At 72.4% G+C, this 12,829-nt stretch carries 13 protein-coding genes and 1 pseudogene; 7 read left to right on the forward strand and 7 right to left on the reverse strand.

The window, feature by feature from the left end; all coding sequences use genetic code 11:
- Positions 1-77: 77 nt before the first annotated feature.
- From cysN to MF408_RS13215, 3 genes and pseudogenes are all read right to left on the reverse strand, one after another.
- Positions 78-1,346 (reverse strand): sulfate adenylyltransferase subunit CysN, encoded by a 1,269-nt coding sequence (gene cysN, locus MF408_RS13205; protein WP_240248089.1) that lies wholly within the window; start codon positions 1,344-1,346, stop codon positions 78-80.
- A complete protein-coding gene (gene cysD / locus MF408_RS13210) occupies positions 1,346-1,855 on the reverse strand; it encodes a sulfate adenylyltransferase subunit CysD (RefSeq protein ID WP_240248090.1) in 510 nt (169 codons plus the stop codon). The genes cysN and cysD overlap by 1 nt, the downstream gene beginning before the upstream one ends.
- 7 nt (positions 1,856-1,862) lie before the next feature.
- Positions 1,863-2,270, reverse strand: a pseudogene (locus MF408_RS13215) (phosphoadenosine phosphosulfate reductase family protein); the annotation flags it as partial.
- An 89-nt stretch (positions 2,271-2,359) separates the two neighbouring features.
- On the opposite strand from MF408_RS13215, the gene MF408_RS13220 reads away from it, so the two are divergent.
- A complete protein-coding gene (locus tag MF408_RS13220; protein ID WP_240248091.1) occupies positions 2,360-3,157 on the forward strand; it encodes a DUF4143 domain-containing protein in 798 nt (265 codons plus the stop codon).
- Here the strand turns inward: MF408_RS13220 and MF408_RS13225 are convergent.
- Together MF408_RS13225 and cysC are read right to left on the reverse strand one after the other, a co-directional pair.
- Positions 3,154-4,200, reverse strand: a complete 1,047-nt coding sequence (locus tag MF408_RS13225; protein ID WP_240248092.1) for a sulfite exporter TauE/SafE family protein — start codon at positions 4,198-4,200, stop codon at positions 3,154-3,156. The genes MF408_RS13220 and MF408_RS13225 overlap by 4 nt on opposite strands.
- Positions 4,197-5,438 carry an adenylyl-sulfate kinase gene (gene cysC, locus MF408_RS13230; RefSeq protein ID WP_240248093.1) on the reverse strand — a complete coding sequence of 414 codons (1,242 nt, stop codon included), beginning with the start codon at positions 5,436-5,438 and terminating at the stop codon, positions 4,197-4,199. The genes MF408_RS13225 and cysC overlap by 4 nt, the downstream gene beginning before the upstream one ends.
- On the opposite strand from cysC, the gene MF408_RS13235 reads away from it, so the two are divergent.
- The 4 genes from MF408_RS13235 to MF408_RS13250 all read left to right on the forward strand — a co-directional run bounded on the left by MF408_RS13235 (position 5,416) and on the right by MF408_RS13250 (position 8,392).
- On the forward strand, positions 5,416-6,147 hold the full coding sequence (locus MF408_RS13235; protein ID WP_240248094.1) for a hypothetical protein: 732 nt from the start codon (positions 5,416-5,418) through the stop codon (positions 6,145-6,147). The two genes, cysC and MF408_RS13235, sit on opposite strands and share 23 nt — an antisense overlap.
- A gap of 22 nt (positions 6,148-6,169) precedes the next feature.
- The gene (locus MF408_RS25425) at positions 6,170-7,249 is read left to right on the forward strand and encodes a helix-turn-helix transcriptional regulator (protein WP_275693157.1); all 1,080 of its coding nucleotides are present in this window, start codon (positions 6,170-6,172) and stop codon (positions 7,247-7,249) included.
- A gap of 101 nt (positions 7,250-7,350) precedes the next feature.
- Positions 7,351-7,671, forward strand: coding sequence for a DUF2516 family protein (locus MF408_RS13245; RefSeq protein WP_240248095.1), 321 nt, complete (start codon positions 7,351-7,353; stop codon positions 7,669-7,671).
- Positions 7,672-7,810: 139 nt separating this feature from the next.
- Complete coding sequence (locus tag MF408_RS13250) at positions 7,811-8,392, forward strand: phosphomannose isomerase type II C-terminal cupin domain (protein ID WP_240248096.1); 582 nt, start codon at positions 7,811-7,813, stop codon at positions 8,390-8,392.
- On the opposite strand, the gene rfbB is transcribed toward MF408_RS13250, so the two are convergent.
- The gene (rfbB, locus tag MF408_RS13255; RefSeq protein WP_240248097.1) at positions 8,275-9,273 is read right to left on the reverse strand and encodes a dTDP-glucose 4,6-dehydratase; all 999 of its coding nucleotides are present in this window, start codon (positions 9,271-9,273) and stop codon (positions 8,275-8,277) included. The genes MF408_RS13250 and rfbB overlap by 118 nt on opposite strands.
- Positions 9,274-9,324: 51 nt before the next feature.
- Between rfbB and rfbA the strand changes: the two genes are divergently transcribed.
- A complete protein-coding gene (gene rfbA, locus MF408_RS13260) occupies positions 9,325-10,200 on the forward strand; it encodes a glucose-1-phosphate thymidylyltransferase RfbA (protein WP_240248098.1) in 876 nt (291 codons plus the stop codon).
- A 60-nt stretch (positions 10,201-10,260) separates the two neighbouring features.
- Positions 10,261-11,265, forward strand: a complete 1,005-nt coding sequence (gene galE / locus MF408_RS13265) for a UDP-glucose 4-epimerase GalE (RefSeq protein ID WP_240248099.1) — start codon at positions 10,261-10,263, stop codon at positions 11,263-11,265.
- A gap of 30 nt (positions 11,266-11,295) precedes the next feature.
- Here galE and MF408_RS13270 read toward each other — a convergent pair whose 3' ends face one another.
- Positions 11,296-12,768, reverse strand: a complete 1,473-nt coding sequence (locus MF408_RS13270) for a sugar transferase (RefSeq protein WP_240248100.1) — start codon at positions 12,766-12,768, stop codon at positions 11,296-11,298.
- Positions 12,769-12,829 lie beyond the last annotated feature (61 nt).

Below are 12,829 nucleotides of genomic sequence, written 5' to 3' on the forward strand. Positions count from 1 at the left end.
GGACCTGCTCCTACGACTGCAGGGACGGCCCTGACGGACCGCCCCTGCTCGTCGTACGTTGACTTGCCTTGCTCGGGTCAGCTGCTGCTGTTGATCATCCCGGCGCCGACGGTCACGCCGGTCGCCTCGTCGATCAGGATGAACGAGCCGGTGGCGCGGTTCTTGGAGTAGGGGTCGCAGAGCAGCGGCACGGTGGTGCGCAGCTGGACGCGGCCGATCTCGTTGACGCCGAGCTCCTTGGTGTCCTGGTCGCGGTGCAGCGTGTTGACGTCGAGGCGGTATTGGATGTCCTTCACCAGGGCACGGCCGGTGCGCGTGGTGTGCTTGATCGCCAGCTTCTGGCGGGGCCGCAGCGGGGTGGTGGTCATCCAGCAGACCATCGCGTCGATGTCCTGGCTGGGCTTCGGCGCGTTGTTGATCCGGGCGATCATGTCGCCGCGGGAGACGTCGACGTCGTCCTCGAGGTGCACGGTGACGCTCATCGGCGGGAACGCCTCGGTGACCTCCTTGTCGAACAGGTCGATCTTGGAGATCTTCGACGTCATCCCCGAGGGCAGCACGACGACCTCGTCGCCGGGCTTGAGCACGCCGCCGGCGACCTGGCCCGCGTAGCCGCGGTAGTCGTGGAACTCGTCGGACTTGGGCCGGACGACGTACTGCACCGGGAACCGTACGTCGACCAGGTCGCGGTCGGACGCCACGTGGACGTGCTCGAGGTGGTGCATGAGCGTCGGGCCGGAGTACCACGCCATGTTGTCCGAGCGGGTCACGACGTTGTCGCCCTGGAGCGCCGAGATCGGGATGACCTGCAGGTCCGGGATGTTGAGCTTGGTGGCGAACTGGGTGAACTCGGCGTGGATCTTGTCGTAGACCTCCTGGGAGAAGTCGACGAGGTCCATCTTGTTCACCGCGAGCACCAGGTGCGGCACCCGCAGCAGCGACAGGATCACCGCGTGCCGGCGCGACTGCTCGGTGAGGCCCTGGCGGGCGTCGACCAGCACCAGGCCGAGGTCGGCGGTGGACGCGCCGGTCACCATGTTGCGGGTGTACTGCACGTGGCCCGGGGTGTCGGCGATGATGAACTTGCGGTTGGGCGTCGCGAAGTAGCGGTAGGCCACGTCGATGGTGATGCCCTGCTCCCGCTCCGAGCGCAGGCCGTCGGTCAGCAGCGCCAGGTCGGTGTAGTCGTAGCCCTTGGACTGGCTGGTCGCCTCGACCGCCTCGAGCTGGTCCTCGAAGATCGACTTCGAGTCGAGCAGCAGGCGCCCGATCAGCGTGGACTTGCCGTCGTCGACCGAGCCGGCGGTGGCGAACCGCAGGAGGTCCATGTTGGTGGTGGTGCTCATCAGAAGTAGCCCTCCTTCTTCCGGTCCTCCATGGCAGCCTCGGAGAACCGGTCGTCACCGCGGGTCGCGCCGCGCTCGGTGACCCGGGCGATCGCGACCTCCTCGATGATCTCCTCGATCGTGGATGCGGTGCTCTCGACGCACCCGGTGAGCGTCAGGTCGCCGACGGTGCGGAACCGGACGGTGCGCTCCTCGACGGACTCCCCGGCGCGCAGGGGGTTGTGCTCGCTCTCGCTCAGCAGCATGCCATCGCGCTGGAACACGCGGCGCTGGTGGGAGTAGTAGATCGACGGGATCTCGATGCCCTCGCGGCCGATGTAGTCCCAGATGTCGAGCTCGGTCCAGTTCGAGATCGGGAAGATCCGCATGTGCTCACCCTCGTGCAGGCGGCCGTTGTAGAGGCTCCAGAGCTCGGGACGCTGGTTCTTGGGGTCCCACTGGCCGAACTCGTCGCGGTGGGGAGTAGACCCGCTCCTTGGCGCGCGCCTTCTCCTCGTCGCGCCGGCCACCGCCGAACGCCGCGGTGAAGCCGTTCTCCTCGATCGCGTTGAGGAGGGTGCCGATCTGCAGGCGGTTGCGGCTGGTCTTGCCGTCGTCGACGACGATGCCGTCCTTGATCGCCTGCTCCACGCTCGCCACGATCAGCCGCACACCGAGCCGGCTCACCCAGCGGTCGCGGGTCTCGAGCACCTCGGGGAAGTCGTAGCCGGTGTCGACCTGCAGCACCGGGAACGGGATCTTCGCCGGGTAGAACGCCTTCTCCGCCAGGCGCATCATCACGATCGAGTCCTTGCCGCCCGAGAACATCAGCACGGGCTTCTCGAACTCGGCCGCGACCTCGCGGAAGATGTGGATCGACTCGGCCTCGAGCTGGTCGAGCTGGCTCAACCGGTAGTCAGCGTGGGTCTGGGACATGCGGGCCATCGTGCCATGCGGTTCCTGTCAGGGTGACATCCGCGGGACGCGCGTAGACAAATCTACGAGTTTCGCCGCTGCGACCCTACGCTGCCCCCGTGACCGCCGACTTCGTCGCCCGCCTCGGCTCGCGCGCGTCGGACCCCGAGGAGGTCCGCTCCACCTGGGGCGTGACGGAGTACGTCGACCTGATGGCGCCGCCGGACGGCACCGGCGACCGGCTCCACCGGCTCGCCCACGGCGCCCGCGCCCTCCGCCGGCTCGACCCCGACCGGCTGCTGGCGGTCGTCACCGCCCTCGCCCGCCCGCCGTCGGCCGAGCTCAACAAGGCCCGGGTCGCGGCCGCCGCGGGGATCCCGGCGACCACGGTGTCGGCGTACCTCGACGTCGCGGAGCGCCTCGGCCTGGTGCGGGCGCTGCCCGGCACCCGGGCGCTGGTGGCCAAGCGGGCGGTCGGCCGCCCCCGCGTGGTCTTCGACGACCCGGCCGTCGCCGTGCACCTCTCGGGCGGTGGCACCGACGCGCTGGCCGACCTCGCCGGACGCCGCCGGCTCGCGCCGCTGCTGGAGGGCGTGGTGATCGCCGAGCTGCTGCGGCAGCGCGGGTCGAGCGCGGTCGACTACCGGCTCGGCCACCTGCGCGAGCGCAACGGCCTCGAGGTCGACGTGGTCGTCGAGCTGCCCGACGACACCGTCTACGGCATCGAGGTGCGCACCGCGGCCGGCTTCCGGCCCCACCAGTTCCGGGCGCTGGAGGCGCTCGCCGTCCGCGCCGGCTCCCGGTTCCGCGGCGGGATCGTGCTCAACACGGCCGCCGCGGGCTTCAAGTACCGGCCCGGGATGTGGGGCCTGCCGGTCTCGGCGCTGTGGGACTGGGACGTGACGACGCGCGGCTAGCCGGCGCGGCCGGACGGCCGGCCACCGGCCTGCCGGGCGCCGCCCTGGCGATCGCCGCCGCGGCGCATGCCGCCCGGGTTCTCCAGCTCGGCGACCGTCGGAGCGCCGAACATCGGCAGCCCGTGCTGCTTGCGCAGCACCCCCCAGACCAGGGGCAGCAGGAACAGCATCACCAGGCCGACGACGGCGACCACGATCGCCTCCAGCGTCTCCTGGCCCTCGCCGAACGGGTGGAACCCGGCCTTGAACAGCAGCGCCACGCCCGACATCGTCAGCACGATCACGATGCCGCGGCGGATGTAGGACTGCGGCACCTTCGGCGCCAGCCGCGAGCCGATCAGCGTGCCCGGCACGGAGCCGATCACCAGCGGCACCAGCAGCGCCCAGTCGAGGCCGTGGATGAGGATGTTGGCGATCGCGGCGCTCAGCACCAGCGGCACGGCCTGCACCAGGTCGGTGCCGACCAGCTTCACCGCCGACAGGCCGGGGTAGAGCATCAGCAGCGCGATCATGATGACCGACCCGGAGCCGACGCTGGTCACGCCGACCAGGAGGCCGCCGAGCATGCCGACCAGCAGCGTCGGCACCGGCCGGATCCGCGGGTTGGGCTCCGGCGGCGGGCCGCCCTGGCGGACGATGCGGAGACCGAGGTAGAGGCGCAGCGCGTACGTCGACGCCGCGAGCAGCAGCGCGATGCCGATGCAGAGCTTGAGGGTCTGCTCGAGCTGCTCGGGGTCCTCGGTGAGCGCGTCGACGAGGTAGGGCCCCACGAACGCCATCGGCACCGAGCCGACGATCAGCCACATCGCCAGCCGCAGGTTGGGCGAGCCCTCTCGGGCGTGGGTGATCGCCCCGCCGGTCTTGTAGATCGCGGCGGCGGTCAGGTCGGCGGTCACGATCGCCGACGTGTGCCCGACCCCGAGGAAGATCAGCGCCGGCGTCATCAGCGCGCCGCCGCCCATGCCGGTGAGGCCGACGACGATGCCGACCAGGAACCCGGCGGCAATGATGGAGCCGGCGTCGAGCGTGAACCACTCGCTCATGGGTGGATCCTTCCTGATCCGAGGAGCCGGGGGAGCACGACGCGCAGCAGGTCGTCGATCTGGTCGGCGCAGCGGGCCGCCGCCTCGCGGCCGCGGTTGAACGGGTCGCCGATGTCGTGCTCGGCCGCGGCCCCCGCCCGCCGGTGGCCGGCCGCGGCGAGCAGCTCGGCGCCGTACAGCTCGGGGTCGAGCCGGCCGACGGTCTCGGCGAACTGCCCCAGCGTGAACACCCGGCGGAAGGCCGCCGGCGCCTCCTCGAGCACGAACGCGCGGTGGCTCGCCTCGGCGGTGAGCACCAGGTCGGCGGCCGCGACCAGGTCGCCGGCCAGCCGCCGGCTGCGGAACCGCGTGACCGCGGTGCCGCCGACGCCGCGGTCGGCCAGCACGCCGGTCATCGTCGGGTCGACGCCGTGCGCGTCGAAGCCGTGGGTGCCGGCGCTCGCGAACTCGACCCGCGTCCGCGCGTCGGCCGCCGCGTCCTGCAGCGCCCGCGAGCGCAGCTCCATGTAGGGGGAGCGGCAGATGTTGGCGGTGCAGACGTAGAGCACCGTCAGCGGGCGGTCGGGGTCGGCGGCCGGGTCGGGCTCGGTCGTCCGGGGGGAGGTCGTCGTCGGTGCGCGGCCCGCGGCGGCGAACGCGTCGGAGGTGAGGTCGAGGTAGCCCTCGTCGCGCAGCGCGACGAGCACGTCCGACAGCGCGTCGTCGATCGTGCGGCCGGTGGTGTCGACGCGTACGTCGGCGTCCTCGGGCTCCTCGTAGGGCGAGGAGATCCCGGTGAACTCGGGGATCTCGCCCGCCCGCGCCTTCGCGTAGAGCCCCTTGCGGTCGCGCCGCTCGCACTCCTCCAGCGGGGTGGCGACGTGGACGAGGAAGAACGCGCCGCCGGCGTCCTCGACGTAGCGCCGCACCTGCTGGCGGGTGCTGTCGAACGGCGCGATCGGGCTGCAGACCGCGACGCCGCCGTGACGCGCGATCTCGGCCGCCACCCAGCCGATCCGGCGGATGTTGGTCTCGCGGTCCTCCTTGGAGAAGGTGAGGCCGGCGGAGAGGTTGCGGCGCACCACGTCGCCGTCGAGGCTGGTGAGCGTGCGGCCGCCGTGCTCGAGCAGCCGGTCCATCAACGCCTGGGCGAGGGTGGACTTGCCGCTGCCGGACAGGCCGGTGAAGAAGACGACCAGCCCCTGCTCGGCCGGGTCGGGACGCTCCGCGCGGACGATGTCGGCGACCTCGGGCAGCACCGTGCCGCCGGCGGGCCAGCTCGACGACCGGGTCGTCGCCGGCGTAGTTGGCGAGCACCTGGCGGCGCAGCGCCTGGTCGGCCGCCGGGTCCTCGTGGGCCGCGAGGGGCACCGCGACGACCGCCGCGCCCAGCCGCTCGGCCACCCGCAGCGTGGCGCGCAGCAGGCCGACGGGGGAGAAGGCGGGGGTGCCGCGACCGACCAGCGCCAGCAGCACCACGTCGCCGAGACCGGCGAGCTGCTCGGCCTGCCGGTCGGTGAGCGCGTCGGTGACCGGGACGAACGTGCGGCCGGCGTACCGACTGCGGACGTCGGCCGGCGCGAGGTGGAGCCGGCGGAACGGGCCGTACTGGGCGTGGGTGAGTGGCGTGACCGCCCAGCCGGCTCCGCCGTCGGCGCCGCCGGTGACGGTGGCGAGGGGGAGGCCCTCGGGGTCGACCAGCTCGACCGACCCGCCGGCGGCGACCGCCGCGGCCAGGTCGTCGGGCAGGGCCAGCGTGACCGGGCTGCCCGGCTCGTTGAAGCCGGTCGTGGGTGCGAGCGCCCCGACGGAGAGCAGCTCCAGGTCGTCCAGCTCGCGCGGCGACGGGTGGTGCTGGGGCAGGGGCGGTGGCGGCACGGCGGCTATCCTGCCAAATCAAAGCAAGCAACTAGGAAATGCCGGGCACCTGTGAACAGGCTCACCCGCCGAGTGCTTGCAACCTGCTAGCAGCAGCAAGCACGATGGCGGTATGGCCAAGGGAAAGGTCGGCAAGACCGTCGGCACGCTCGGTGACTACCTCCGCGACCAGCGCACGCAGGCGAAGCTGTCGCTGCGGCAGCTCGCCGAGCAGACCGGCGTCTCCAACCCCTACCTCAGCCAGATCGAGCGCGGGCTCCGGAAGCCGTCCGCCGAGGTGCTCCAGCAGATCGCGAAGGCGCTGCGGATCTCGGCGGAGCAGCTCTACATCCAGGCCGGGATCGTCAGCCCCGACGACGGCGTCGGCGGCTCGGTCGAGCTCGCCATCCTCGGCGACACCGGCCTCACCGAGCGGCAGAAGCAGTCGCTGCTCGACGTCTACGCCTCGTTCCTCGCCCTCAACGCCGCCGACGCACCCGCGTCGCCCGGCGCCGAGGACGACGGGGGACAGCGGGGACGACGGCGACGAGGCGCCGGCCGCCCGCGTCCACTGACCACCACGCATCACCGACGGAAGGTGCAACCACCCATGCCCAAGTTCGACGTCAAGCTCAAGAGCGTGGAGCTCCCCGAGCTCCCGCCCGCCGCCACCACGCCGCTCTACGCCGGCCTCGGCGCGACCGACCGCGCCGTGACCAAGGTGCGCGGCTACGCCGCCGACGTGCAGGCCCGGCTCACCGACGCGCAGAAGAGCGTCAAGCGCCTCCCCGAGCCGAAGGCGCTGCCCGCCCTGCCCGCCAAGGCCGTCGACAAGGCCGTCGCGACGCTCGTGGAGCGCCGCGAGCGGTTCGAGGCCCGCCTCGTCGACCTGCAGGCCGACGCCCGCGCGCTGCCTGCCAAGGTGCAGACCACCGTGCGCACCAAGGTCGACGCCAACGTCGCCACCGCGACCGCCACCTACGCCGACCTGGCCCAGCACGGCAAGAGCGTCGTCGCCCGGATCCGCAAGGGCGAGGTCGCCCCGGTCGAGGTGACGAAGAAGGCCCCGGAGAAGGCGCCGACCAAGGCGCCGGCGAAGAAGGCTCCGGCGAAGAAGGCCGCTGCCAAGAAGGCGCCGGCCGCGAAGAAGACGACCGCGAAGAAGGCGCCCGCTGCGAAGAAGGCGCCGGCCGCGGAGAAGACCGCCGGCTGACGGGCGTACGACGACCTGACGACGGCCTGGCGACGGCCCCGGGGCGCTCCCGGGGCCGTCGTACGCCGCGGCCCGCGAACGGGCCGTAGGATCGACCCACCATGGAGTTCGCGATCATGTTCGCCGGTCACGGCTGGGCGCCGCCGGTCACGCTGCCCGAGCTGTGGATCACCGTCGCGATCGCCTGGGTGCTGCTCGTCGCCAAGATCTACGCGTTCGCGCTCGGCCTGGTCTACTCCGCCGAGGCCTACAGCGCCGCCGACAAGCTCAACAAGGCCACCTGGTGCCTGATCCTCGGCCTCGCCGTCGTCATCCACCTCGCGCCGCTGCCGCTCGGCATCGTCAACCTCGCGATGACGATCGCCGCCCTCGTCTTCCTCGCCGACGTCCGGCCCGCGCTCGCCAACCTGCGCCGCCGCTGACCGCGCGCGGCCGGCGTACGTCGCCCGTTCTGGGTACGCAGATCGATCCGTACCTTCCCCGGACGCCGTTCGTTTAGGGTGGTCAGACGGGCGCCCGGGGACGACGGGGGCCCGGACGAGGACGTCCAGGAGCTGACTCATGATCGGTGACAGCGCAGTTCGCCCGTGGGGCTCGTGGCAGGTGCTCGACGAGGGCGACGGCTTCAAGGTGAAGCGGATCGTGGTCGAGCCGGGCTGCCGGCTGTCGTACCAGACCCACGAGCACCGGGCCGAGCACTGGACCGTGGTCTCCGGCACGGCCACCTGCGTGATCGAGGGCCGCACCCTCGTCCTCGAGGTCGCCGAGTCCGTCAACGTCGCCGTCGGCCAGGCCCACCGGATCACCAACGCCCACGCCGAGCAGCTGATCATCATCGAGGTCCAGCACGGCTCCTACACCGGCGAGGACGACATCTGCCGCCTCGAGGACGACTACGGGCGCTGCGAGGCCGTCGCCGGCGCCCGCTCCCCTCGTCGAGTAGGGACTTCCTCGAGGTCGAGAAGGGGCTTTCTCGCCGTTGAGAAGTGCCTACTCGACGGGGAGAAAGTGCCTACTCGACCTGGTCAGCGGCCCTCGGCGGCGTACGCCGTCTCGACGGCGTCCTTGCGCGGGCGCCACCAGTCCTGGTGCTGGTCGTACCAGGCGATGGTGTGCGCCAGGCCCTCCTCGAGGTCGGCGTAGCGGGGGGTCCAGCCGAGCTCGGTGCGCAGGCGGCTCGCGTCGATGGCGTAGCGCAGGTCGTGGCCCGGACGGTCGGCGACGTGGTCGATGTCGTCCTCGGGGCGGCCCATGAGCCGCAGGATGGTGCGCACCACGTCGAGGTTCGAGCGCTCCCCGTCGGCGCCGATGAGGAAGGTCTCGCCGATGCGGCCGCGCTCGAGGATCGCCAGGACGGCGGAGCTGTGGTCGTCGGTGTGGATCCAGTCGCGGACGTGCTCGCCGTTGCCGTAGAGCCGGGGGCGGGCGCCGAGGAGGACGTTGGTGACCTGCCGCGGCACGAACTTCTCCACGTGCTGCCACGGACCGTAGTTGTTGGAGCAGCCCGAGATCGTCGCCCGCACGCCGAAGCTGCGCACCCACGCGCGCACCAGGTGGTCGGAGCCGGCCTTCGACGCGGAGTACGGGCTGCTCGGCCGGTAGGGCGAGTCCTCGGTGAACCGCGCCCGGTCGTCGAGCGCCAGGTCGCCGAAGACCTCGTCGGTGGAGACGTGGTGCAGCCTGGCGTCGGCCTTCCGCACCGCCTCCAGGAGGGTGAAGGTGCCGACCAGGTTGGTGTGCACGAACGGCGCCGGGTCGCGCAGCGCGTTGTCGTTGTGGGACTCCGCGGCGAAGTGCACGACCGTGTCGTGCTCCGCGACGAGCGGCTCCACGAGGGCTGCGTCGGCGACGTCGCCGACGACCAGCCGCACCCGCTCGTCCGGGAGCGACGCGAGCGCCTCGGGGCTCGCGGCGTAGGTGAGCTTGTCGAGCACGGTCACCACGGCGTCGGTGTGGCTGACAAGATGGTGCACGAAGCCGGAGCCGACGAAGCCGGCCCCGCCGGTGACCAGGATCCTCTGCACCGGCCGAGTGTAGGCATCGTCGCCGGGCGAGCACGCGACGAACGGGGAGGCATGCGCGGGATCATCCTCGCCGGCGGCACGGGCAGCCGGCTGCACCCGGTGACGCTCGCGATCAGCAAGCAGCTGGCGCCGGTCTACGACAAGCCGATGATCTACTACCCGCTGTCGACGCTGATGCTGGCCGGCATCCGCGACTACCTCGTGATCACCAACCCGCACGAGTCCGACCAGTTCCGCCGGCTCCTCGGCGACGGCGCCCACTTCGGGATCTCCGTCGACTACGCCGTGCAGCCCTCGCCGGACGGGCCGGCCCAGGCGTTCCTCATCGGCGAGCACCACCTCGCCGGCGGACCGGCCGCGCTCGTGCTCGGCGACAACGTCTTCTACGGGTCGGGGCTCGGCTCGCGGCTGCGTCAGTTCCAGGACGTCGACGGCGCGGTCGTCTTCGGCTACCGCGTGGCCGACCCGTCGGCGTACGGCGTCGTCGAGATCGCCGCGGACGGCAGGGCGCTGTCGCTGGAGGAGAAGCCGGCCCGGCCGCGCAGCCCGTACGCCGTGCCCGGCCTCTACTTCTACGACGCCGACGTCGTCGCCCGCGCCAAGGCGCTGCGGCCGTCGGCGCGCGGCGAGCTGGAGATCACCGACCTCAACCGCACCTACCTCGACGAGGGCCGGCTGCGGGTGGAGGTGCTGCCGCGCGGGGCGGCGTGGCTCGACACCGGGACGTTCGACGACCTCAACGACGCCGGCAACTTCGTGCGCGCGCTCGAGGTGCGGCAGGGGATGAAGGTCGGGTCGCCGGAGGAGGTCGCCTGGCGGATGGGCTACATCGACGACGACCAGCTCGCGCGGCTCGCCGACCAGCTGACCGCGAGCGGCTACGGCGACTACCTGCGCGGCCTGCTCGCCGAGGAGCGCGGCCGGTAGCGGCCATGCGGTCCTGCGGCCCGCCCGGGCGCCGGTGCGGCGTCGTCTACCCTCCTCGGTGTGAAGGTCCTGGTCACCGGCGGCGCCGGCTACATCGGTTCGGTCACCTCGAAGGCGCTGGAGGAGGCCGGGCACACCCCGGTGGTCCTCGACTCGCTGCTCAGCGGCCCGCGGCAGTTCGTGGGCGGCCGCGCGTTCTACGAGGGCGACATCGCCGACCGGGCGCTGCTGCGGCGGATCGTCGACGAGCACCCCGACCTGGACGCGACGATCCACATGGCCGCGCGGATCGTGGTGCCGGAGTCGGTCGAGCTGCCCTACGAGTACTACCGCGACAACGTCGCGAAGTCGCTCGAGCTCTTCGACGAGCTGGTCGCCCTCGGCAAGCCGCGGCTGCTGTTCTCCTCGACGGCCTCGCTCTACGCGCTGACGCCCGAGTTCGAGGTCACCGAGGACGACCCGGTCGAGCCGACCTCCCCCTACGCCCGCACCAAGCGGATGATGGAGATGGTGCTCGAGGACATGGCGGTCGCCACCGACCTGCGGGCGATCATCCTGCGCTACTTCAACCCGATCGGCACCGACCCCGACCTCGAGACCGGCTACCACCTCAAGGACGCCACCCACGTCGTGCCGCTGCTCGCGCAGACCGCGCTCGGGCTCCGCGACGTCTTCACGATCACCGGCACCGACCTGCCGACCCGCGACGGCACCGGCATCCGCGACTACATCCACGCCTGGGACCTCGCCCGGGCGCACGTGCGGGCGGTCGAGGAGTTCGACGCCGTGATCGCCGCCGAGGAGAAGCCCTACTCCTACATCAACCTCGGCGCCGGCGACGGCGTCACCGTGCGCGAGCTGGTCGCCGCCGTCGAGCGGGTCGTCGGCAAGCCGGTGCCCGTGCGGGAGGCGCCGCCGCGCCCCGGCGACGCGGTCGGGGCGTTCGCGAACGCCGACAAGGCGGCGCGCCTGCTCGGCTGGCGCACCGAGCACACGCTCGACGAGGCGATCGCCTCCGCGCTGGCGTGGGGGGAGAAGCGGAAGGCCGTGCTCGGCTACGAGTAGCGCGACCCGCGCGAGCGAAGCGAGCGCAATTCAATACGCGCCGCGCGGGCGGAGCACCGCTCCGAAGGTGCGGAACAGGATGTGCAGGTCCTGGAGCATCGACCAGTTGTCGACGTAGTAGAGGTCGAGGCGGACGGCGTCCTCCCAGGGGAGGTCGGAGCGGCCGGAGACCTGCCACAGGCCGGTCATCCCGGGGCGGACGTGGAGGCGGCGCCGCGCGGCGTCGTCGTACGTCGCCACCTCGTGGGGGAGCGGCGGGCGGGGGCCGACGAGGCTCATGTCGCCGCGGACGACGTTCCACAGCTGGGGGAGCTCGTCGAGCGAGTGCCGCCGCAGCCACCGGCCGGGCCGGGTGATCCGCGGGTCGTCGGTCATCTTGAACAGGCCCCGCTCGTAGCCGGTGGCGGCGTGCAGCTCGGCCAGCCGGGCCTCGGCGTCGGGCACCATCGTGCGGAACTTCGCGCAGCGGAACGGCTCGCCCCGCCGGCCGACGCGGGCCTGCTGGAAGAGCACCGGGCCGCGGTCGTGGACCTTGATCCGCAGCGCGATGAAGGCGAGCAGCGGGCTGAGCACGAGCAGCAGCGCGAGCGCGCCGGCGACGTCGAAGAGCCGCTTGCCGAGCCGGGTGGCCTCGGCCCAGGCGGGCGTGCCGAGGTGCATCAGCGGGAGGCCGCCGACCGGGCGGAACGACACCCGCTCGCTCGCGATGCCGGTGACGCTGGGAGCCACGACGACGCCGACGCCCCGCTCCTCCAGCTCCCACACCCGCTGCCGCAGCTCCTCCCCGGAGCTCGAGCAGCCGGCGGTGAACAGGATCAGCTGGGCGTCGGTGCGCAGGGCGGCGGAGGTGGTGTCGCCGGTGGAGCCGACGACGGGGGTCCCGCCGGGCGTGACCTGCCCGCCGGTGGCGTCGGTCGCGTCGGGCGTCAGGGCGCCGACGACCTTGTAGCCGAGCCACGGGGCGCGGGAGAGCACGACGGAGATCTCGTCGACGTGGCGCGGCGAGCCCGCGACGAGCACCGGCACCTCGAGGTGGCCGCGGAGGCGGAGCAGGTGGAGGCCGCGCCGCACCGACCACCGGCTCATCAGCAGGCTCGGCAGCCCGATCGCGAACAGCGCGACGAAGAACCCGCGGGACAGGCCGGCCTGGGTGAGGAACAGGCCGAGCGCGAGCACGCCGGTGCTGACCAGGCTGGCGTTGAGGACCCGCTTGTACTCGTCGCTGCCGCCGCCGAGCACCTGCTGGCGGTAGCCGCCGCCGAGCGCGATCATCACGATCCAGCCGACCGCGATCGCCGGCCCGGCGACCCGGTTGGTGATGTCGACGGTCACGTCGGGGTCGAAGAACGGCATGCCGTCGCCGATCGCCGAGGCGAGCACGGTGACCATCGAGACGACGAACGCGTCGGCGAAGAGGACGACGGCCGGCAGCACCGTGAGCGCCCGGCTCGTCGTCGCCGCACGCGTCAGGACCGGCTGGGAGTGCCCGACAACTGCCGCCACACCATCACCTCGGAGGTCGCCTCGTGGACGTTCGCCGGCGCCCGCCGCACCGGCACGTGCT

The sequence above is a fragment of the Nocardioides sp. TF02-7 genome (genome assembly GCF_022437945.1).
Classification (GTDB): domain Bacteria; phylum Actinomycetota; class Actinomycetes; order Propionibacteriales; family Nocardioidaceae; genus Nocardioides.

Coding starts and splice junctions, on each gene's coding strand:
- cysN (WP_240248089.1), bottom strand. CDS start 1,346: ATGAGCACCACCACCAACATGGACCTCCTGCGGTTCGCCACCGCCGGC.
- MF408_RS13225 (WP_240248092.1), bottom strand. CDS start 4,200: ATGAGCGAGTGGTTCACGCTCGACGCCGGCTCCATCATTGCCGCCGGG.
- MF408_RS13235 (WP_240248094.1), top strand. CDS start 5,416: ATGTCGGCGACCTCGGGCAGCACCGTGCCGCCGGCGGGCCAGCTCGAC.
- MF408_RS25425 (WP_275693157.1), top strand. CDS start 6,170: ATGGCCAAGGGAAAGGTCGGCAAGACCGTCGGCACGCTCGGTGACTAC.
- MF408_RS13245 (WP_240248095.1), top strand. CDS start 7,351: ATGGAGTTCGCGATCATGTTCGCCGGTCACGGCTGGGCGCCGCCGGTC.
- MF408_RS13250 (WP_240248096.1), top strand. CDS start 7,811: ATGATCGGTGACAGCGCAGTTCGCCCGTGGGGCTCGTGGCAGGTGCTC.
- rfbA (WP_240248098.1), top strand. CDS start 9,325: ATGCGCGGGATCATCCTCGCCGGCGGCACGGGCAGCCGGCTGCACCCG.